We start from the raw sequence: 20707 nt of genomic DNA on the forward strand, positions 1-20707 counted from the left end.
AGTGAGGGCATGCCGAGCCTAGGCGAGGCACCGAGTGGTGGGGCAAGAGCCCTTTTGGTTACTTTTGGGGCTCTTTTCCAAAAGTGACCCGCTGTAAGAGCGGAACCATAAGCAGCCGTTACCGCAGCAACGGATATGTACTCAATCTACCTAAACCATCACAGGCTAAAAGCAACACAAAAAGTTGCGTAGATACCCATGGCCATAGCAGGCAAGCCACCTCCCACATTTTAAAGTGTGTTCATGCTGCAAATGCAGGCCGAGCCGCCACTTGCTCCGTCTCCGGCAACGGCCCAAACAACGCCTTCTGCACCGCCTGCTGCGCCTGGAACGCCAGCGCCGCGCGTTCCTGCCCGGCACAGGCAATTGGCGTGAGCACATGGATTTCCACATCACCCTGGTCATTGGCAAACAGGCGCATCAGGTGCGAGAGCAAATCATCGTCGCCAATAAACGGCGCCAGCGGGTCCACTTGCCCATCGCGCAGATAACGAATCGCCACCGGTTGCAGCGACACATCGGCATCAATCGCACTGGCCAGTAAACGCCCGTGAAAGGTGCGCAGACTGCGCCCGTCGGTGGTGGTGCCTTCGGGGAACATCAGCAGCGGGTGCTGGTGTTCCAGGTGGCGAGTCATCTGCTTGCGGATGAGCTGGCTGTCGCCCGAACCCCGGCGGATAAACAGGCTACCAGCCTTCGCTGCCAACCAACCCGCCACCGGCCAGGTGCGCACTTCGGCCTTGGACAAAAATGACAGCGGCGTGACCATGCCCAGCAACGGGATGTCGGTCCAGGACACGTGATTGCTCACCCACAGCATCGGCGTTTGCGGCAACTCACCGTGCACCGTCACGCGAAAGGGCAGGGCGTGGGTCAGCCGCGCCATGAAAAACCGCGACCAACGCTGGCGCCGTACCATCGAGTTGGCCACGCCCAAACGCTCGAACACACCAAACACACTGGCCATGCTCAAGCCCAGCGCCACCACCAGCAGCACGCGGGCAATGCGCCCGTACACGCGCAGGCGGCTCATCACATGGCCGCCTTGAAGTGGCGGGCGTAACGCGGGCACAGCTCGTCGCGCTTGAGCAGGATAAATACGTCGGCTACTTGGAAATCTTCATCCCAGCACGGCTCGCCGCAGATCTTCGCGCCCAGGCGCATATACGCCTTGAGCAGCGGCGGCATTTCCGCGATCACGTTGGACGGCAGATCCAGCGCCGGCAGCGGCTTTTTCGGCTCGGCGCGCAGGTGTTCGTTGCACAGGTAGCGTTCGCGCAGGCGCTGCATGATCGCGTGGGCTTGGATGCCGCCGTCGTGCATCGGGATGCTCGCGCAGCCCATCAAGTAGCTGTAGCCGCCTTGATTCAACACTTCGGCCAACTCGCCCCACAACACGGCGATGGTGCCGCCGTTGCGGTAGGCCGGGTCGACGCACGTGCGGCCGATCTCCAGGATCGGGCCTTGCAGATGCAGCAGGCCGTGCAGGCTGAATTCTTCTTCGCTGTAGAACCGGCCCAAGGTGCTGGCCGCCTGGTGGTCGAGCAAACGGGTGGTGGCGACCAGTCGACCGCTGTTCAAATCCCGCACGCCAATGTGGCTGCAGTGAACATCATAGTCATCCATGTCCAGACCCAGTTCCGCGCCTTTCAGCTTGGCGTTGAACTCGCCGCTGAACACGTTGAACCGCAGGGCCTGAGCTTCCTGCAGCGCCTGTGCGCCAACCAGGCGTTCGGCTTGCAGACGGCGTTCATTGCCGGTGTCGCTGATGCGGGCGATCTGAGTCATGGCGAATCTCCGAGTGCCGGCCACGTTTCGGCCGGTCGACTTGTTTGTCCAAACTCAGGCTATGTAGGCTCGGTGTCAGCGCCATGAAGTTACGGTGACGCTTAGATGACAGCCCCCGATGTAGCAAATCTGTCATGCGCCTCGGCTAGGCTCGCGGGCTTGAATGCCCCCTTGAGTTTGCGTCCATGGTCCGAGGCTTGTTGTGCGTTGCCCTGCTGTTCTTCACCGTTGCCGCCCATGCCGAAACCTGGCCTGACAAGGACTGGGCCCAGGGCACAGCACTCTCAGGACCCGCTGTCGATGCTCTGAATGCCTATGCGTTCCCAACCCGTGACGACGCCACCCGCCAAGGCATTCGCACTGACGCGCTGCTGGTGATCCGCGACGGCGAAGTCATCTACGAACGCTACGCCGCGCCCACCACCGCCAGCACGCCGCACCTGACTTGGTCGGTGAGCAAAAGTCTGATGGCCACGGTGCTCGGCGTGGCCTATGGCGAAAGCCGCTTCAAACTCACCGACCCCGCCGCACGCTTCTACCCGCCGATGAAACAACACCCCAAAGTCACCCTGGCCGACTTGCTGCACTGGGCCTCGGGCCTCGACTGGCAAGAAGACTACGAATACGCCCCGCTGAAATCCTCCGTCGTGGCGATGCTCTACACCCGTGGGCGCGCCGACATGGCCGAGTTCGCCGCCGACACCGAGGCTGTCGCCGCACCGGGCCAGGCCTTCCGCTACTCCAGCGGCGACAGCAACATCCTGTCCGCCGCCCTCAAAGGCATGCTCGGCCACAAGGCCTATATGAGTTACCCGTGGGACGCACTGTTCAAGCCGCTGGGCATCCACAACGCCATCTGGGAAACCGATGCCGACGAAACCTTCGTCGCCTCCTCTTACGCCTACCTCACCGCCCGCGACCTGGCGCGCGTCGGCCTGCTGATGGCGCGTGACGGCCGTTGGGGCGATCAGCAATTGCTGCCCAAAGAGTGGGTCGCCTTCAACCGCAAGCCCTTCGACAACTACAAACCCGGCCAGGACGAAGCCGTGCCCGGCGGCCAATGGTGGCTAAACCTCGAAGTGCAAGGCGCACCCCGCCCGTGGCCCGCCGCCCCCGCTGACACCTTCGCCGCCCTCGGCCACTGGGGCCAGGCGCTGTTTGTGATACCCGACAAACACCTGGTGATCGTGCGCTACGGCGATGACCGCGACGGCAGCTACCGCCATAACGAACTGCTCAAACGCGTGCTTGCGGCGGTGCAACCATGATTCGTCGTCACCCGTTTATCAGCGTTTTTCTGCTGCTGTTACTCGCCTTGTTCGGCTGGGTGTGGCATGAGCGCGTCAACCTGCAAGCCTTCCCCGACATCATCGCGGCGTATACGGCCAAGGAGTACTGCTCGTGCCGGTATGTGGAGAACAATCCGGCGGAGTATTGCCTGGGGTATGTGAAGCAGTACGTGCCGACCAGTGCGTTTACCGATAAGCCGCAGCGCAGTGAAGTGACGGCGAGTGGGTTGGGGCGCACGCATACGGCGCGCTGGCTAGGTGATCGCCAAGGCTGCCGCCTGAATCCCTGACACACCCCAAATCCCCTGTGGGAGCTGGCTTGCCTGCGATGGGCATAGGTATCTACGCAACGCTTTGTGTGGTGCTGAGCTTGTGATGGGTTTAGGTAGATTGAGTACATATCCGTTGCTGCGGTAACGGCTTCGTATGGTTCCGCTCTTACAGCGGGTCACTTTTGGCAAACGCCCCAAAAGTAACCAAAAGGTCTTTGCCCCACCACTCGGTGCCTCGCTAAGGCTCGGCATGCCCGCACTCCGGCCCGGTTCCGCGGGTCGCCGCGATGGGCCATCCCTGGCCCAGCGCGGCTAAACCGGCATCCCTGCCGGTTTACCCGCTCCACCGTGCCTGCGTTCGGCCATCGTGGTTAACGGGGCCTGTCAGATCAAGATCAAAATCTACAGCACGGCGGCCTAGTAGCCGACCTGAGTGGTTGAAGCAAAAGCAGGGCAAAAACAGGGCAAAAACAGATCAGAAGCAGAGCTGCTTTTCTGTGGGAGCTGGCTTGCCTGCGATGCAGACACCTCGGTACATCAGTAAGACACAGCTGATGCCTTCGCAGGCAAGCCAGCTCCCACATTTGTCCGAGTACACACATCTACCTGATGTACTGAGCTCAAAATGTGGGAGCGGGCTTGCTCGCGAATGCGGTGGGCCATTCACCAGATACATCAACTGACACACCGCCATCGGGAGCAAGTCGAACCGTCGCACCGCCCCTCCCACAATTCAACCCAGTCCAGTTTCCAGGATCAGGTCGGCTGTCAGGCCGCCGTGCTGTAGATCTTGATCTTGATTTTGATCTTAGGCGCCCCGTTAAACCACGCTGGCCGAACGCAGGTATTACGGAGCGGGTAAACCGGCAGGACGCCGGTTTAGCCGCGACGGGGCAGGGACGGCCCGTCGCGGCGGCCCGCGGAGTAATGCCGGAGAGAGGGCACACCGAGCCGGAGGCGAGGTGCCGAGTGGTGGGGCAAGAGCCCTTTTGGTTACTTTTGGGGCTCTTTTCCAAAAGTGACCCGCCGTAAGGGCGGAACCCATTTCAGCCGTTACCCAAACAACGGATATGTACCCAGCGCCCCCCACGACAACCGCAGATGTGTAGATACCTATGCTGCGATGACAGCGGCACAAACAACAGTGATGTTGACTGACCTCCCGCTGTCGCAGGCAAGCCAGCTCCCACATTAGATGTGCGCTAACTGCCCTCAGGTTCCACCCAGTGGAACCACCTTTGATTGTCCTCCCGCCCACATCGCGGTTAGCTGGCGATGTGTCGCCAACAAGAACGGGAACACCCCGCCTGTGAGGAGAATCACCATGCGCCCACACCAGCACATTCTGGATTGGCTCAGCGACGTCGCCAGCGACTTGCACGCCGTGCGTCAGGACATCCACGCCCACCCCGAACTCGGCTTTGAAGAGAACCGTACCTCGGCGCTCGTCGCGCAAGCCTTGAAAGGCTGGGGTTATGAAGTACACACCGGCATCGGCAAAACCGGTGTAGTCGGCGTGCTGCGCAATGGCAGCAGCCCGCGCACCCTCGGCATTCGTGCCGATATGGACGCCTTGCCCATCATCGAAAATACCGGCGCGGCCTACACCAGCCAGCACGCCGGCTGCATGCACGCCTGCGGCCACGACGGCCACACCACCATGCTGCTCGGTGCCGCGCGTTACTTGGCGGCGACGCGGCAATTCGACGGCACCGTGAACCTGATTTTCCAACCCGCTGAAGAAGGCCAGGGCGGCGCCGAGGCTATGTTGGCGGACGGTTTGCTGGAGCGTTTCCCGTGCGATGGCCTGTTCGGCATGCACAATATGCCGGGCTTGCCGGCCGGGCATCTAGGCTTGCGAGTCGGGCCGATGATGGCCTCCCAGGACTTGCTCACCGTGACGCTGGAAGGCGTCGGCGGCCACGGCTCCATGCCGCATTTGAGCGTGGACCCGTTGGTCGCGGCCGCGAGTATGGTCATGGCGTTGCAGACGGTGGTGGCGCGCAATATCGACACCCAGGAAGCCGCCGTGGTCACGGTCGGCGCGCTGCAAGCGGGCCAGGCGGCCAACGTGATTCCTCAGCAAGCCCTGTTGCGCTTGAGCCTGCGCGCGCTCAACCCCAAGGTGCGCGAACAGATGCTGGAACGGGTCAACGCGATTATCCAGACCCAGGCCGCGAGCTTCGGCTGCACGGTGCAGATCGAACACCGCCCGGCCTACCCGGTGCTGGTCAACCACGCCGAAGAAACCGAATTCGCCCGGCAAGTCGGCGTCGCCTTGCTCGGCGCCGATGCGGTGGACGGCAACACCCGCACGCTGATGGGCAGCGAAGACTTCGCCTGGATGCTGCAACGCTGCCCCGGCAGCTACCTGTTTATCGGCAACGGCGTGTCGCGGCCGATGGTGCATAACCCCGCCTATGACTTTAACGACGACATCCTGCTGACCGGCGCCGCCTATTGGGGCGCGCTGGCCGAGAGCTGGCTCAAGCCTGCCTGACGACCTCACCTTTTCTGCCGCTGGCCCCTTTCCCTTATTGGTTGAATGGAGTGTTCCTCATGCAGATTTCAAAACCCGGTGTTTCCCGCACCCAACAGGTGGTGGCGGCCGTGATCGGCAATGCGCTGGAATGGTATGACTTCATCGTTTACGGCTTTCTGGCCAGCATCATCGCTCGGCAGTTTTTCCCGTCGCAGGATGAGTACGCTTCGCTGTTGATGGCCTTGGCCACCTTTGGCGTGGGCTTTTTCATGCGTCCGGTGGGCGGCGTCCTGTTGGGGATTTACGCCGACCGCAAAGGCCGCAAGGCAGCGATGCAACTGATTATCCGGCTGATGACCGTGTCCATCGCGCTGATCGCCTTCGCGCCTAATTACGCCGCTATCGGAATGGGCGCGCCGCTGCTGATCGTGGTGGCGCGCATGCTTCAGGGCTTTGCCACCGGCGGTGAATACGCGAGTGCCACGGCGTTTTTGGTGGAAAGTGCTCCGGCCCATCGCAAGGGCTTGTATGGCTCGTGGCAGTTGGTGGGGCAGTGCCTAGCGGTGTTTGGCGGCGCGGCGATGGTGGCGTTGGTCACGCATTTCTTTTCCCCCGAAACCCTCGACCTGTGGGGCTGGCGCGTGCCGTTCGTGTTGGGTTTGCTGATCGGCCCGGTGGGGTTGTGGATTCGCCGGCACATGGAGGACCCCGAGGAATTCATCGAAGCGCGCAAGCAGGCGACCGGCCCGGCGCCGAGCTTGATGGACGTGATTCGCGAGCATCGGCGCAGCATCCTCGTCTCCATGGGTTTGGCCTGCGGGGCGACGGTGTCGTTTTACGTGGTGCTGGTGAACATGCCGACCTTCGCCCACAAGAGCCTCGGCTTGCCGCTGGACCAAGTGTTGATGGTGCAGATGTTTGCAGTGGCGTTGATGACCGTGGTGATTCCGCTGTCCGGCCTGCTTTCGGATCGCCTGGGACGGCGGCCGGTGTTGATGGCCTTCACCCTGGCGTTCTTCGTGATGGTCTACCCGTTGTATGCGTGGGTGGCCGCGGCGCCGTCCATCGAACGCTTGCTGGTGATGCAAGTGATGCTGTGCACGGCCATCGGCGGCTTCTTCGGCCCGGCGCCGACGGCATTGGCCGAGCAGTTTCCCATCGAGGTACGCTCGACCGGCGTCTCGGTCGCCTATAACGTGGCCGTCATGGTGTTTGGCGGCTTTGCGCCGTTGATCGTGACCTGGCTGACCAAAGTGCTCGGTACGCCGGTTGCGCCAGCGTTTTACGTGTTGTTCGCTTGCGTGCTGACGCTGCTGGGCACTTACTGCATGCATGAGGCCCCGCGGGCGAAAAAACCGCTGCCGTTTTCAAGTGAGGTGAAGCCTTGAGCATTGTTGATTGGGATGCCACGCAGCTGTCGCGAGCGATCCATGCGCGGCAGGTGTCGTGTGAAGAGGTGATGCAGGCGTACCTGGCGCAGGTCCAGCGTTTCAACCCAAGCGTCAATGCGCTGGTGTCGTTGCGCGATGCCGATGACGTGCTGGCTGAGGCCCGCGCCTGTGATCGCGAGCTGGACCAGGGCCAGTCGCGCGGCTGGATGCACGGCATGCCCCAGGCGATCAAGGACCTGGCGGCCACCCAGGGCTTGCGCACCACCTTGGGCTCGCCGTTGTTTGCCGAGCATGTGCCGACCGAGGACGCCATCAGCGTGGCACGCGTGCGGGCCAGTGGCGCGATCATCATCGGCAAGACTAACGTGCCGGAGTTTGGCCTCGGCTCGCACACCTACAACACCTTGTTCGGCACCACCGGCAATGCGTATGACCCACGCCTGGCCGCCGGCGGCAGCAGTGGTGGGGCGGCAGTGGCGCTGGCGCTGCGTATGCTGCCGGTGGCTGATGGCAGCGACATGATGGGCTCGCTGCGCAACCCGGCGGCCTTCAACAACGTGTTTGGCCTGCGCCCATCACAAGGGCGCGTGCCCCATGGGCCGATGCCGGAACTGTTTGTACAGCAACTCGGCACCGAAGGCCCGATGGGCCGTAGCGTGACGGATGTGGCGCGGTTGCTGAGCATCCAGGCCGGTTACGACCCTCGGGTGCCGTTGTCCTCCAAGGACGACCCAAAGGTACTGGGCCAACCCTTGCAGCGCGACTTCAAGGGCGCGCGCCTCGGCTGGCTGGGGGATTACAACGGCTACCTGGCGATGGACGACGGCGTGCTGAGCCTGTGTGAATCTGCCCTCGCTGATTTCGCCACACTGGGCTGCGAAGTGGAAAGCTGCCAGCCGGACTTTTCCATGGCGCGCCTATGGCGCAGTTGGTTGGTGCATCGCCATTGGCTGGTGCACGGCAACCTCGGCGCGGCCTACGCCAACCCGCAAAAGCGCGCATTGCTCAAACCTGAGGCGCAATGGGAAGTGGAGGGAGGCCTGGGCTTGAGCGCCCAGCAGGTGTATCAGGCGTCGGTGGACCGCAGCGAGTGGTACCGCGCCTTGGCCAAGCTGTTCCAGCGTTACGATTTCCTGTTGCTGCCCACCGCCCAAGTGTTCCCTTTCGATGCACAACAACCCTGGCCGCGCCTCGTGGGCGGGCGTGAAATGGACACCTATCACCGTTGGATGGAAGTGGTGATCGGCCCCACGCTCGCCGGTCTGCCGAGCATGAGCATCCCCGTGGGCTTCAACCCGCAGGGTCTGCCCATGGGCTTGCAAATCATCGGCCCGGCCCAGGCCGACCGGGCGGTGCTGCAATTGGCTTACGCCCATGAACAGCTGACGCAGTGGGTGCAGCGCCAGCCGCCGGCGTGTCTTGAATCGACGCGTTGAGCGGCAATCGGGCCTGTATTTTGCTGCGAACAATGATCATCCACCGGCAACAGGGAGATCGAACATGGAGACAGGCACCGTCAGGTCGGTTGAGCGCGCACTCGCCATCGTCGAGCTGCTCGGCGAACACCAGGCCTTGGGGCTGGAGGAGTTGCATTACCTGACGCGCCTGCCCAAGGCCACGGTGTCGCGCATGTTGTTGACCTTGCAGGACCAAGGCTGGGTCTATCGCGGCCTCAGCGATCGCCGTTACCGACTGCGCGCCCAGCGCTTGTTCGGTGACACCCAGCAACGCTTCAAGCGCCAGGTGGTGGAAAGCGCCGCGCCCTGGCTGTTGGAGCTCAGCGAGCGCACCGGGTTGGTGGTGGATTTATCCTGCTTCGATGGCGAGCGCCTGGAAGTCATGGAGAGCGCGATTCCCAACGTGTTGCGCAAGCTGTACCCAAACAATTGCCAGATCGTCGGCCAGCACGCCAGCCTGTTTCACTCGGCAATGGGCAAGGCGTGCCTGACGCAATTGCCCCCGGAGGAGGTGCAACGCCTCGCAGGCCGTGATCATGTAGCGGCCGATGAGCAGGTGCATACCTGCGAGCAAACCCAGCATCAAGGGTTCGGCCAGCGCACCGAAGGCTATTGGGAATACACGGTGCGCCTGCCGTTCCTGATTCGCGCGGTGGCCTTGCCGGTGCAGGCCAATGGGCGGCTGGTGGGCAGCATGGCGTTGCACTGGCCGATGCATCAGGCGCCGGTGGAGCGCGTATTGAACCTGCACATGGCCAGTCTGGAAGCGACAGTGCGCGATGTGCAGCGGGCGTTGATCTGATAATCGCCGCCGAACCAATGTGGGCGCAGGCAAGCCAGCGCCCACCCTGATCGGCTTTGTCAGTTGCATTGCGCCCGGCACCCGGCACAGTTAAGGTTCATCCAGGTTTTTTGCCCCATGAGTTTCTATGTTCAATGTCAAACCCCTGGCCTTCACACTGCTGACTTGTGCCGCACTGCCCGCCCACGCCAACTGGTACCTGGATAACGAATCCTCACGCCTGTCGTTCGTCACCACCAAAAACACCGAGATCGCCGAAGTGCATCGTTTCCTGGTGTTGCACGGCAAGGTCGACAGTCAGGGCGCGGCGCAACTGCAAGTGGAGCTGGAGTCGATCAACAGCGGCATCCCGCTGCGCGATGAGCGCATGCGCAATGATCTGTTTCAGATCAAGACTTTCCCCGAAGCGCTGATCAGCGCGCAGATCAATCTGCAGCCCATCAACGACCTGGCCCCCGGCGCGCAGTTGGAGTTGCGCCTGCCATTGAGCGTCACCCTGCACGGCAAGACCCAAACCTACAGCGCGGAGCTGTTGGCCACGCGCCTGGATGACCGGCGCTTTCAGGTGGTGACCCTGGAGCCGGTGGTGTTGCATGCCGAGGATTTCGAGCTGGCGCCGGGCGTGGCGATGCTGCGCAAGGCCGCGGGGCTCAAGTCGATCAGTTTGTCGGTGCCGGTGGGTGCGGTACTGATCTTTACGGCGCGCTGACGTGGGCGGCGCAGTGTTCCCGTGGCGCAGCGCCAACCGTTTCGAGTTGTTGATCGACGGGCCGAGCTTTTTCCCGCAGATGCTGGTGGGCATTGCCCGCGCTGAGCAGCAAGTCGATTTGGAGTTGTACCTGGTGGAAGCCGGAGCCTGTGCCGATGCCATGGTTCAGGCGTTGGTGCTGGCGGCCGAGCGCGGTGTGCGGGTGAGCTGTTTGTTTGATGATTACGGCAGCCTGGCCTTTACCTTGGGCTTGCGTAAGCGCCTGACCGACGCGGGCGTGCAGCTGCGTTTCTACAATCGCCTGAGCTGGCGGCGTTGGATGCGCAATCTGTACCGCGACCATCGCAAGCTGTTGCTGATTGACCAGAGCATCGCCGTGGTGGGCGGAACCGGCGTGACCGATGAATTCTGGACACCGGGGCAAGACACCGCCGAGTGGCATGAAGTGATGGTGCAAATCAGCGGGCCGCTGGTGCTCGACTGGCAGGCGCTGTTCGACCGCCAATGGCATGCCAATGCGGCGCGGCGGGAGTGGAAGCCCGCCACCCATTTCGGTTTGTCGCGCTTGCCCAAGGTGCCGGCGACCGGGCCGGGCCTGGGGCGCGTCGCGTATGCCGATGCCCGTCAGCACCGCGATATTTTGCAGTCGCTGATCCGCGCGTTGAACAGCAGCCAGCAGCGTATCTGGCTGGCCACGCCGTATTTTCTGCCGACCTGGAGCGTACGGCGTGCCTTGCGCCGCGCGGCTGGTCGTGGGGTCGATGTGCGTTTGCTGCTCACCGGCCCGCGCACCGATCACCCCTCCGTGCGTTACGCCGGGCACCGTTACTACCCGCGTTTGCTGCGGGCGGGCGTGCAGATTTTTGAGTACCAGCCGTGTTTCCTGCACCTGAAAATGGTGTTGGTGGATGACTGGGTGAGCATCGGCTCGTGCAATTTCGACCACTGGAATTTGCGCTTCAACCTGGAAGCCAACCTGGAAGCGTTGGACCCAGCGTTAACGCTGGCCGTGGCCGGTAGTTTCGAGCGCGATTTTACCCAGAGCCAGGCGGTGAGCCTGCAGGCGTGGAAGTCGCGGCCGTTGTGGCGGCGGGTGAAGCAGCGGGTGTGGGGATGGATTGATCGGTTGGTGGTAAATCTGTTGGATCGGCGGGGGTAGGGCACCCCCGCCTTTTGTTCAAAACTGCAGCGAATACTGCGCCGTGATGCTTTGGTCCCGCGTGCGTTCACCGCGTTGTTGGCTGAAACCGAAGTCCAACGTGCTGTCGCGTGTCAGGCGTGCGGTGGCGCCCAGTTCCAGTCGGGTGCTGAGGCGATCCAACGGTGCGCCGCTGACACTCATCACCCGCCCGCCGTCCCAAGCTGCCTGAGTGGTGGGTTGCAGGTCGCCGCTGGCATGGGTGTAGGCCAGGCCGCCGCGCAGGCTCAGCCATGACGGGCCGATCTGCGCCTTGCCCAGGTCTATGTTGACGCGCACGCCACCGGTGGTCAGGTTGACGTTTTCTTTCGAGCGTTTGCCCTTCAGTGCGGCCATGCCACCGCGTTCTTTGAAGCCTTCGCTGCGCTGTTGCACATTGGCCAGTTGCAGGTACGGCTGCCAGTCCCAGAAGTCATGGCTGAACGTGTAGTTGGCCTCGGCAAATGTCTGCACGGTGCGGCTGGCGTACTTGGCGCTCAGGCGGTTCTCTACGCCAGGGAAGCTGACGCGGCGTTTTGTCTCGATTTCATGTTGTGCATACGCGATGCCGCCGTAGAGACCAAAAGCGTCCCAGTTGTGGCCCGCGTGCAGGCCCAGTTGATAGGTGTCGACACTCGCCTTGCCACGCGCTCCGGTCTTCACCTCGGTTTGACTGCTGGCGGCAACTACACCCAGGCGTGTGCCTTGTTCCAGTGTGTGATCGAACCCAAGCAGCAGGCCCGTGCTGTTGTGGGAAGTGCGTGCGGTGTTGCTGTCGCCTGCGAGCTGGCCGGACTGGCGCGGCAGTTGCACCCAGACACCTTGGTTCAGCGTCTTGGGCTGATTGCCGCGATTGCCTTGCGCGCTAAGTTGGCGGTCGAATGCCGCCTGACGCAACACGCGGCTGTTCTCGATCAGCACCGCCTGGGTGCTGGCATGCAATTCGCCGCTCAGTTGGTCGAGTGCCGAAGGTGCCTGCTCGGGAAACAGCGCGGTCAGGCGTTGCAGCAACGGCGAAGGCTGAGCCTCAGTATCCGCAGCATTGGCGACGGCGCGCTGGTTGGCGGTTTCCGCCGCCGATGCCAGTGACCGACCACGCCCGAATTCCACCAGCAAGGCGTTGCCTTGTTTGACCTGGGAAACGCTGAGGAAGGGCGAGAACTCGCGGCGGTCAATCGAAGTGAATTCGCCAGTCAACGCACCTTGGGCCTGGAGGATGCTGTAACGCTGGCCCAGGTAATAGTTGTTGGGTTGTGCGCTCAGGTACAGCGAGCCGCCATTGATAGATGCCTGGTTTTGCACCTGCAATTTGGCCGGCGCTGCCGGGCTGGCCAGCCCGGTCATCAGGGTTGAACCGGCGGCTTGTGTGTAGTCGCCCGCGACGGCCAGCGCACCGTTCAGGCGTAGGACGCCGCCGTCGATGTTGACGTCGCCCTTGAGCTGGTTGGTGCCGTCCAGCTCCAGAATACCTTCCTTGAGTGTGGCCCCGGCGAAGCTGTTATTGCCACTCAGGCGCAGCCAGCCGATGCCGGTTTTTTCCAGGCGGCCGGGGCCGCTGATGTCGTTGCGCCAATCGTCCCAGGCACCGCCTTGCCAGACGATGGCGCCGCCGGCAGGGCGGTCCATGTTGACGCTGGTATCGACCCGTAACTGGCCGGGGCCGTCGATGGCTTTTTTCAGGTTCATCAAGCCCCAGCCGTAGACGTCGTCCACGCCCGGTTCGCCGAGGTCGGTGGCGGTGGTCAGCAACACGTCGCGGATTTGCGGGTTGTCGAGGTAGGGGAAGCGTTGCATCAGCAGGGCCAACCCGCCGGTGACGTGGGGAGCGGCCATGGAACTGCCGGAACTTAGCATATAGCCTAACTCGGGTTTATCACCGGTCACTGCGAAACCATTGACACCATCGTCCTGGTCAAGGTGGTTTTCGGTTTGTATGGAACCTGCAACCCAGGATGAGTTGATATCCGTTCCGGGCGCGGCCAGGCACCAGTCTTTGCTGAAGCCGCAGCGCTTGGAATAGTCGCCCAAGGTCAGCTCTTTACTTAAGTTGACGACGGTCAACCAATAGGGCTCCAGCTCTGCAATGGCACGTGGCAGGCTGGGATGAAGCCCGGCGTTTGGCGCTGTTTGAGGGGATTCGTTGGCTGTGGTTACGTTGCCCGCTGACCATACTTGCAGCATCCCATACTTGATAGCGTTGTCTGCTATGGCCTTGAGTTCTGAATAAACGGAGGTTTCGGTTTCGCTTAATGCCAGGTCAAGCTCTGTTTCATTCGCAGGCGAAAATGCGCTCCCCCAACTGTTATTGACGACACGCACATTCTGACTGTGCAATTGGGCATAGGCGGTGTTTACCGCTGCATCTGTCGGAAGGGGCGCGCGCGAAATTGCTGTTATGGCAAGGGGGCCTCCCAGGTAGGTATTACCGTACTTGCGCACTGCACTCAAGTTAGCCGCGTAAGCCACACCGTGGACTCCGTAGCCATCACGATTGGCCAGTGCTGTGCCGGCAACGTGCGTGCCATGCGCGTCGTATGCAGTACCTACCACTCTGAGATATTCATCAAGTTGCTCACGGGTAAGGATGCCATCGGTAATAACTTCTTCAAGGGCGGCCAATGCTTCAGGTGGCAATGAGTCGATAACGGTTACCGCCGCGCGATCACCTTCGGTGTAGAAGCAGCCGTTCTCCAGCACGGTCCCACTCATGCAGCCGGTATCAGCCATAAGCACGCCGATGGCTGGCTTTCCGGCGAACTCACTATGGCGCAGGTCTGTTCCAGAATCGTAAACCCCTAATCGTATCCCGGCGCCACTCAACCCCCGTGCATACGCGTAATCAGCACCGACTGCGCCAAGGCCCCAGTTACTCTTGAACTCGTCACTGCGCCAACTGGCCGCATCGTGCAATCGGCCTTGTTCAACATAACTCGCGGCTTCAACAGGCATGCCCGACAGGCAGCCGAGCACAAAAAGGGCGATAGCATTTCGTTTGAACGATGATTGAGCGGGTGCCTTCTTGGCTGCCGCTTGGGCGTTTTTCGTGGGCGACATAGTCCACACACACCTGCAAAAAAATTGGGCTGATAGGGTGTGCGAGTGAGCAGGGGGAGTGATGTAGGATTAGGCTTGTATCGAGGAGTGAAAGTTAACTTTTACTGGCTACGGTGGGCCAGCGCGCAAGCCCCCTCTTTAAAAAAAGAGGGGGGCTGCAGGTATTACAGCAACTCGAACGTCTGCTGCTGCACATCCTGGGAGTCGAGCCCGATCTGTACATTGAACTCGCCCGGTTCTGCGGCGAACTTGAGTTGGGTGTTGTAGAACTTCAAGTCTTCCTCGGTGATGGTGAAGTGCAGCGTGCGCTCCTCACCGGCCTTGAGCATGACCTTCTGGAAGTTCTTCAGCTCTTTGATCGGGCGGATCATCGAGCCGGCCACGTCCTGGATATACAACTGCACCACGGTTTCGCCCTCGACCTTGCCGGTGTTTTTCAGCGTGACGCTGGCGTCGAGCTTGCCGGTCTTGTTCAGGGTGGTGGACGACAGCGCCATGTCCGACAGGCTGAACGTGGTGTAGCTCAGGCCATAACCGAACGGGAACAGCGGCCCGGTGGTGTCATCGAAGTATTGCGAGGTGTAGTTACCCGGCTTGCCTTGGGTGAACGGCCGGCCGATGGTCAGGTGGTTGTAGTAGGTCGGAATCTGCCCTACCGAACGTGGGAAGGTGATCGGCAGCTTGCCCGACGGGTTGTAGTCACCAAACAGCACGTCGGCGATGGCGTTGCCACCTTCGGTGCCGGCGAACCAGGTTTCCAGGATCGCGTCGGCCTGTTGGTTCTCTTCAAGAATCGACAGCGGGCGGCCGTTCATCAGTACCAGCACCAGCGGTTTGCCGGTGGCTTTCAAGGCTTTGATCAGGTCGCGCTGGCTCTGCGGGATGTTCAGGTCGGTGCGGCTGGAGGACTCGTGGGACATGCCACGGGACTCGCCCACAGCCGCCACCACCACGTCGGCATCCTTGGCGGCCTTCACCGCTTCGTCGATCAGCACCTGCGGGGAGCGGGTGTCATCCACCACTTCCGGGGCATCGAAGTTGAGGAAGTTGAGGTAGTCGACCACGGCCTTGTCGTTGGTGATGTTGGCGCCACGCGCGTAGATCACTTTGCCTTTTTCGCCGATCACCGCGTTGAGACCATCGAGCAGGGTCACCGATTGTGCCGGTTTGCCGGCGGCGGCCCAACTGCCCATCATGTCGATCGGCGCCTTGGCCAGCGGGCCGACCAGTGCGATGGTCGCGGATTTTTTCAGCGGCAGGGTGTTGTTCTGGTTTTTCAGCAGGACCAGGCTGCGGCGCGCGACATCCCGTGCGTCGGCACGGTGCAGGCGGCTCTCGGCATAGGTGTCGGCCGGGTCATCCTCGGCCTTGCCGATACGCAGGTACGGGTCTTTGAACAGGCCCATGTCGTACTTGGCGCCGAGCACTTCGCGTACGGCGTTGTCGATGTCGCTTTGCTCGATCTCGCCGGACTTGAGCAGCCCGGGCAATTCCTTGCCGTACAGCGAGTCGTTCATGCTCATGTCGATGCCGGCCTTGATCGCAAGCTTAGCGGCTTCACGCCCGTCCTTGGCCACGCCGTGCTTGATCAGCTCGAAGATCGCGCCGTGGTCACTCACGGCCAGGCCTTTAAAGCCCCAGTCTTTGCGCAACAGGTCGTTCATCAGCCAAGTGTTGGCGGTGGCGGGCACGCCGTTGATCGAGTTCAACGCCACCATCACGCCGCCGGCACCGGCCTTGATCGCCGCGTGGTAGGGCGGCAGGTAGTCCTGGTACATCTTGACCGGGCTCATGTCGACCACGTTGTAGTCGCGACCGCCTTCCACCGCGCCGTACAGGGCAAAGTGCTTGACGCTGGCCATGATGCTGTCGGCATTGGCCGCGCTTGTGCCCTGGAAGGCCTTGACCATCACTTCGGCAATGCGCGACGTCAGGTAGGTGTCTTCGCCGAAACCTTCGGAAGTACGCCCCCAGCGCGGGTCGCGGGAGATGTCGACCATCGGCGCAAAGGTGATGTCGAGGCTGTCGGCGGCGGCTTCCTGGGCGGCGATGCGCCCGGAGCGGCCGATGGCGTCCATGTCCCAGCTAGAGGCCAGGGCCAGGCTGATCGGGAAGATCGTACGGTGGCCGTGGATCACGTCGTAGGCGAAAAACATCGGGATCTTCAACCGGCTGCGCATGGCCGCGTCCTGCATCGGACGGTTTTCCGGGCGAGTGATCGAGTTGAAGGTGCCGCCGATACGGCCGGCGGCGATTTCCTTGCGGATCAGCTCGCGGGGCATTTCGGGGCCGATGCTGATCAGGCGCAATTGGCCGATCTTTTCATCCAGGGTCATCTGCTTGAGCAGGTCGCTGACGAAGGCGTCCTTGTCTTTAAGCGCAGCAGGCTTTGTTTCTGCCCAGACGGGGTGGGTGGCCAGAGTGGCAACAAGGCCGAGCAAACACAGCTTTTTCATGAATATCCTTTTTCGGCTCACTGCACAGCATCAAGAGAATGCCATCGGCCAAAATGTGGGGAGCGTCTATTGTTGTTCGGGTGTTGTTCAGATAAATGCAGCACACTCTGAACTCTTTTTCGCGCTGGGCATCTTTGTAGCTGATTGGCTCGACGCAATCCAGTGGTGGCGGATTATGCCCCAAGTGCGCGGTTTATAGGGTTAGTCGTCACATTCCATCTAGTTTGGGCAGGAGAAACACCATGCAAGCAGCACAAGGTTACCGCTGGGGCTTGAAAGCCGCGGCTTTGCTACTGATCAGCAGCGTGCTGAGCGGTTGCGGCATCAACACCATTCCCACCCTGGATGAACAGGCCAAGGCGGCCTGGGGCCAGGTGCAGAACCAGTACCAACGGCGTGCCGACCTGATCCCCAACCTGGTGGAAGTGGTCAAGGGCTACGCGGCCCATGAGCAAGACACCCTCACCGCCGTGATTGAGGCGCGGGCCAAGGCCACCTCGATCCAAGTAGATGCCAGCACCCTCGACAACCCCGAGAAACTCAAGCAGTTCCAGCAAGCCCAGGACGGTTTGAGCGGCGCCCTCAGCCGCTTGATGGTGGTGTCTGAGCGTTATCCGGACCTGAAAGCCAACCAGAACTTCCTGGCCCTGCAATCGCAACTTGAAGGCACGGAAAACCGTATTGCCGTGGCCCGTCGCGATTTCATCCAGGCCGTGCAGGCGTACAACACTGAAATCCGCACCTTCCCTGGCCGCCTGTGGCACAGCGTGATGTACAGCGACTTGCCGATCCGCGCCACGTTTGAAGCCACCAGCGCTGATGCCGATAAAGCGCCGCAAGTGAAGTTCAAATAACGCTGCGTTGAGGTGTCGATGCGTTTATTACGGATAGGCCTGGCGCTGTGGTTGCTGGCGTGCGTCGGTGCGGCCCAGGCGGCGCTGACGTTCCCGGCCCTGACTGGGCGGGTGGTGGACAGCGCCCAGATGCTCGACCCGGCAACGCGGGCGCAAATAACCCAGCAGTTGCAGGCGTTGGAGCAAACGTCCGGCGACCAGCTCGTGGTGGTCACCGTGCCCGACCTGCAAGGCGTGCCGATTGAGGACTACGGTTACCAATTGGGCCGCCAGTGGGGCATCGGCCAGAAGGGCAAGGACAACGGCGCGCTGTTGATCGTCGCCCGTGATGAGCGCAAATTGCGCATCGAAGTCGGCTATGGCCTGGAAGGCGTGCTGACCGATGCGCAGTCCTGGGTGATCATCAATCAGGTGATCGCGCCTAAGTTCAAGGCTGGCAATTACAGCCAGGGCATCAGCGACGGCGTCACGGCGATGGTGCAGGTGGTGGGCGGCGAGCCGCTGGCGGTGCCCGCGCATGTGGCGGATGCGAATTTCGCCAAGGACAACCCAGGGTTGTCCATCGGCTTGTTCATCCTGCTGATCGGCGTGTTGTGGCTGTGCAATCGCCTGGGCCTGCCGGTTGGCGCTATCCTCTTGGCAATCCTCAGCAGCAGTGGGCGCGGCGGCGGTGGCGGGGGAGGCGGCGGTGGTGGCTTCAGAGGCGGCGGCGGTGGTTTTGGCGGTGGCGGGGCCTCAGGTGGCTGGTAATGACAATAACTAGAACAGAGCATCGACAACCATGGCATTACTGAGTGAACACGAGCAGCGCCAAGTCGCCGAAGCGATTGCCCGGGTCGAGAAAACCACCGACGCCGAACTGGTCACGGTGCTGGCGGCCCGCGCTGACGATTACGCTTACATCCCGCTGCTGTGGGCCAGCCTGATCGCCTTGGTGGTGCCCGGCGTGGTGCATTACTTGTCGGGCTACTTGACCATGTACACCTTGCTGTTGGCGCAGTGGGCGACGTTTATCGTGTTGTGCCTGGTGTTTCGTTTGCCCAAGGTCACCACCCGCTTGATCCCGCGTTCGGTGCGTCATTGGCGGGCGTCCAACCTGGCGCGCCGGCAGTTCCTGGAGCAGAACCTGCACCACACGGTGGGCGGGACGGGTGTGCTGATTTTTGTCAGCGAGGCGGAACGGTATGTGGAGATCCTGGTGGACGAGGGTATTTCCAAACGGCTGGATGACGAGAGCTGGGATGGCATCGTCAAGGCGTTTACCCAGCAGGTGAAACAGGGGCAGACGTTGGCGGGGTTTATTGCGTGTATCGAGGCCTGCGGCGAGTTGCTCAAGGTGCATGTGCCGGTGACGCAGGCGCGTAATGAGTTGCCCAACCGCCTGATCGTGCTGGAATAGCCCACACCCCTCAGAACCCATGCGGGAACTGCTTTTCTGTGGGAGTCGGGCTTGCCTGCAATGGCATCAACTCGGTTGGCCTGATGGACCGAGGTGCCAGCATCACAGGCAAGCCACCTCCCACAGAAAAGCAGCTCCCGCATTTGATTTGCGGCGGCTGAGCGACCGTTGATCAAATAACCCCGTGCCCTGAAGCACTATCCCCCCTAAAATGCCCGGCATTCCCAGCCCGAGGCGTTTTTGTTCATGTCCGTCACCGCTCAACCTGCCCGCCCTGCGCCGGATCATCACGCCCAGTTCATCGAACTGCTGAGCGCAAGCCTGGCGCAGCATGCGTTTATCAAGCTGGTGCTGGCCAAGTACGTCGGCGAGGAAGCCGAGCTGCAACGGCTGATCATCAAGCCGGTAACGGTCAAGGAGCAGGCGTGCCTGTCGTTCGTCTACCGCTACAAGACCCGCGACATCACCAAGAACTTGCCCCTGGCCGACGGCGTTGCGGCGATTGCCGAGCTGCTGCCCGCGTCGTTCAAGAACGCGCACTTGCTGTCGCTGACCGACGAAGCACAGCTGGAATACAGCAAGAAGAACAAAAGCTCGTTGTTCAAAAGCAAGCCGCAGCAACTGCGTGAGGCGCCTTCCGCCGAGCACAACCGTGAGAAAAATCGCTTCCTCGACCTGAGCCGGCCGTTCCTCGCCGACCTAGGCGTGACCGACGCCAAGCAGGCGCTGATCCCGTCGATGTCGCGCAAGTGGAAGCAGATCAACAAGTTCATCGAAGTGTTCAGCCATGCGCTGACCTCGTCACCCTTGAAACTGGACCAACCCGTGCGGGTCGCCGATTTCGGTTCGGGCAAGGGCTACCTGACCTTCGCCATTCACGATTACCTGCGCAACACCCTCAAGGCTGAGGGCGAAGTGACCGGCGTGGAGCTGCGCGAAGACATGGTGACCCTGTGCAACACCGCCGCCGCGCGCCTGGAACACCCGGGGCTGGTGTTCAAGTGCGGTGATGTGCGCAGCGTGGCGCCGAGCGAGTTGGACGTGATGATCGCGCTGCATGCCTGCGACATCGCCACCGACTACGCGATCCACACCGGCATCCGTTCCGGCGCGTCGATCATCATGTGCTCGCCGTGCTGCCACAAACAGATTCGCCTGCAGATCCAGAGCCCGGTGCTGCTCAAACCGATGCTGCAATACGGCCTGCACCTGGGCCAACAGGCGGAAATGGTCACCGACAGCCTGCGTGCGTTGTTCCTTGAGGCCTGCGGTTATGAGACCAAGGTGTTCGAGTTCATCTCGTTGGAACATACCAACAAGAACAAGATGATCCTCGCGGTCAAACGCAACGAGCCGGTGGACAACGCGCAACTGCTGGAGAAAATCCAAGCGCTGAAGGCGTTCTACCACATCACCGAGCACTGCCTGGAAACCTTGCTGCGCGCGGATGGTTATTTGAGCTGAGCACAGCACCAAAAATGTGGGAGCTGGCTTGGGTGGGAGCTGGCTTGCCTGCGATGCAGGCAACTCGGTCTTTCAGGTAAACCGAGGTGATGCGATCGCGGGCAAGCCCAGCT

At 61.7% G+C, this 20707-nt stretch carries 16 protein-coding genes; 12 read left to right on the plus strand and 4 right to left on the minus strand.

Translation table 11 applies throughout. The annotated features are described in order from the left end of the window. Positions 1-241: 241 nt before the first annotated feature. The gene (locus tag ACI77I_RS16625) at positions 242-1033 is read right to left on the minus strand and encodes a lysophospholipid acyltransferase family protein (protein WP_406997987.1); all 792 of its coding nucleotides are present in this window, start codon (positions 1031-1033) and stop codon (positions 242-244) included. After that, on the minus strand, positions 1033-1788 hold the full coding sequence (olsB, locus tag ACI77I_RS16630; RefSeq protein ID WP_003172415.1) for an L-ornithine N(alpha)-acyltransferase: 756 nt from the start codon (positions 1786-1788) through the stop codon (positions 1033-1035). Before olsB ends, ACI77I_RS16625 begins: the two co-directional genes overlap by 1 nt. Before the next feature lie 185 nt (positions 1789-1973). Between olsB and ACI77I_RS16635 the strand changes: the two genes are divergently transcribed. From ACI77I_RS16635 to ACI77I_RS16670, 8 genes are all read left to right on the plus strand, one after another. After that, positions 1974-3056, plus strand: coding sequence for a serine hydrolase domain-containing protein (locus ACI77I_RS16635; RefSeq protein WP_406997988.1), 1083 nt, complete (start codon positions 1974-1976; stop codon positions 3054-3056). Then, a complete protein-coding gene (locus ACI77I_RS16640) occupies positions 3053-3367 on the plus strand; it encodes an amidase (protein WP_406997989.1) in 315 nt (104 codons plus the stop codon). The genes ACI77I_RS16635 and ACI77I_RS16640 overlap by 4 nt, the downstream gene beginning before the upstream one ends. A gap of 1306 nt (positions 3368-4673) precedes the next feature. Next, positions 4674-5849, plus strand: coding sequence for a M20 aminoacylase family protein (locus ACI77I_RS16645; protein WP_242154847.1), 1176 nt, complete (start codon positions 4674-4676; stop codon positions 5847-5849). A gap of 59 nt (positions 5850-5908) precedes the next feature. Then, positions 5909-7219 (plus strand): citrate-proton symporter, encoded by a 1311-nt coding sequence (locus tag ACI77I_RS16650; protein ID WP_406997990.1) that lies wholly within the window; start codon positions 5909-5911, stop codon positions 7217-7219. After that, positions 7216-8658 (plus strand): amidase, encoded by a 1443-nt coding sequence (locus ACI77I_RS16655; RefSeq protein WP_242154849.1) that lies wholly within the window; start codon positions 7216-7218, stop codon positions 8656-8658. The genes ACI77I_RS16650 and ACI77I_RS16655 overlap by 4 nt, the downstream gene beginning before the upstream one ends. Before the next feature lie 64 nt (positions 8659-8722). Continuing rightward, complete coding sequence (locus tag ACI77I_RS16660) at positions 8723-9481, plus strand: IclR family transcriptional regulator (RefSeq protein ID WP_094953053.1); 759 nt, start codon at positions 8723-8725, stop codon at positions 9479-9481. Positions 9482-9608: 127 nt separating this feature from the next. After that, positions 9609-10190, plus strand: a complete 582-nt coding sequence (locus tag ACI77I_RS16665; RefSeq protein ID WP_094953054.1) for a YceI family protein — start codon at positions 9609-9611, stop codon at positions 10188-10190. Position 10191: 1 nt separating this feature from the next. Then, the gene (locus ACI77I_RS16670; protein ID WP_094953055.1) at positions 10192-11349 is read left to right on the plus strand and encodes a phosphatidylserine/phosphatidylglycerophosphate/cardiolipin synthase family protein; all 1158 of its coding nucleotides are present in this window, start codon (positions 10192-10194) and stop codon (positions 11347-11349) included. A gap of 18 nt (positions 11350-11367) precedes the next feature. On the opposite strand, the gene ACI77I_RS16675 is transcribed toward ACI77I_RS16670, so the two are convergent. Beyond that, complete coding sequence (locus ACI77I_RS16675) at positions 11368-14421, minus strand: autotransporter domain-containing protein (protein ID WP_406997991.1); 3054 nt, start codon at positions 14419-14421, stop codon at positions 11368-11370. A 164-nt stretch (positions 14422-14585) separates the two neighbouring features. Further along, positions 14586-16877 (minus strand): beta-glucosidase BglX, encoded by a 2292-nt coding sequence (bglX, locus tag ACI77I_RS16680; protein ID WP_406997992.1) that lies wholly within the window; start codon positions 16875-16877, stop codon positions 14586-14588. Between the two features lie 242 nt (positions 16878-17119). Here bglX and ACI77I_RS16685 point away from each other — a divergent pair, with 242 nt between their 5' ends. From ACI77I_RS16685 to ACI77I_RS16700, 4 genes are all read left to right on the plus strand, one after another. Further along, positions 17120-17731 (plus strand): LemA family protein, encoded by a 612-nt coding sequence (locus tag ACI77I_RS16685; protein ID WP_094953058.1) that lies wholly within the window; start codon positions 17120-17122, stop codon positions 17729-17731. A gap of 18 nt (positions 17732-17749) precedes the next feature. Beyond that, the gene (locus tag ACI77I_RS16690; RefSeq protein WP_094953059.1) at positions 17750-18481 is read left to right on the plus strand and encodes a YgcG family protein; all 732 of its coding nucleotides are present in this window, start codon (positions 17750-17752) and stop codon (positions 18479-18481) included. Between the two features lie 31 nt (positions 18482-18512). Then, entirely contained in the window at positions 18513-19130 is a 618-nt protein-coding gene (locus ACI77I_RS16695) for a TPM domain-containing protein (protein WP_094953060.1), read from the plus strand. A 246-nt stretch (positions 19131-19376) separates the two neighbouring features. Continuing rightward, positions 19377-20594: an SAM-dependent methyltransferase gene (locus ACI77I_RS16700; RefSeq protein ID WP_094953061.1), complete on the plus strand. Its 1218-nt coding sequence runs from the start codon at positions 19377-19379 to the stop codon at positions 20592-20594. Positions 20595-20707: the final 113 nt, after the last annotated feature.

Source organism: Pseudomonas sp. D47, from assembly GCF_045447305.1.
Taxonomy (GTDB): Bacteria; Pseudomonadota; Gammaproteobacteria; order Pseudomonadales; family Pseudomonadaceae; genus Aquipseudomonas.

Excerpts from the sequence above, each read along its gene's own strand:
- ACI77I_RS16625 (WP_406997987.1), bottom strand. The coding sequence starts at position 1,033 with ATGAGCCGCCTGCGCGTGTACGGGCGCATTGCCCGCGTGCTGCTGGTG.
- olsB (WP_003172415.1), bottom strand. The coding sequence starts at position 1,788 with ATGACTCAGATCGCCCGCATCAGCGACACCGGCAATGAACGCCGTCTG.
- ACI77I_RS16635 (WP_406997988.1), top strand. The coding sequence starts at position 1,974 with ATGGTCCGAGGCTTGTTGTGCGTTGCCCTGCTGTTCTTCACCGTTGCC.
- ACI77I_RS16640 (WP_406997989.1), top strand. The coding sequence starts at position 3,053 with ATGATTCGTCGTCACCCGTTTATCAGCGTTTTTCTGCTGCTGTTACTC.
- ACI77I_RS16645 (WP_242154847.1), top strand. The coding sequence starts at position 4,674 with ATGCGCCCACACCAGCACATTCTGGATTGGCTCAGCGACGTCGCCAGC.
- ACI77I_RS16650 (WP_406997990.1), top strand. The coding sequence starts at position 5,909 with ATGCAGATTTCAAAACCCGGTGTTTCCCGCACCCAACAGGTGGTGGCG.
- ACI77I_RS16660 (WP_094953053.1), top strand. The coding sequence starts at position 8,723 with ATGGAGACAGGCACCGTCAGGTCGGTTGAGCGCGCACTCGCCATCGTC.
- ACI77I_RS16665 (WP_094953054.1), top strand. The coding sequence starts at position 9,609 with ATGTTCAATGTCAAACCCCTGGCCTTCACACTGCTGACTTGTGCCGCA.
- ACI77I_RS16675 (WP_406997991.1), bottom strand. The coding sequence starts at position 14,421 with ATGTCGCCCACGAAAAACGCCCAAGCGGCAGCCAAGAAGGCACCCGCT.
- bglX (WP_406997992.1), bottom strand. The coding sequence starts at position 16,877 with ATGAAAAAGCTGTGTTTGCTCGGCCTTGTTGCCACTCTGGCCACCCAC.
- ACI77I_RS16685 (WP_094953058.1), top strand. The coding sequence starts at position 17,120 with ATGCAAGCAGCACAAGGTTACCGCTGGGGCTTGAAAGCCGCGGCTTTG.
- ACI77I_RS16690 (WP_094953059.1), top strand. The coding sequence starts at position 17,750 with ATGCGTTTATTACGGATAGGCCTGGCGCTGTGGTTGCTGGCGTGCGTC.
- ACI77I_RS16695 (WP_094953060.1), top strand. The coding sequence starts at position 18,513 with ATGGCATTACTGAGTGAACACGAGCAGCGCCAAGTCGCCGAAGCGATT.
- ACI77I_RS16700 (WP_094953061.1), top strand. The coding sequence starts at position 19,377 with ATGTCCGTCACCGCTCAACCTGCCCGCCCTGCGCCGGATCATCACGCC.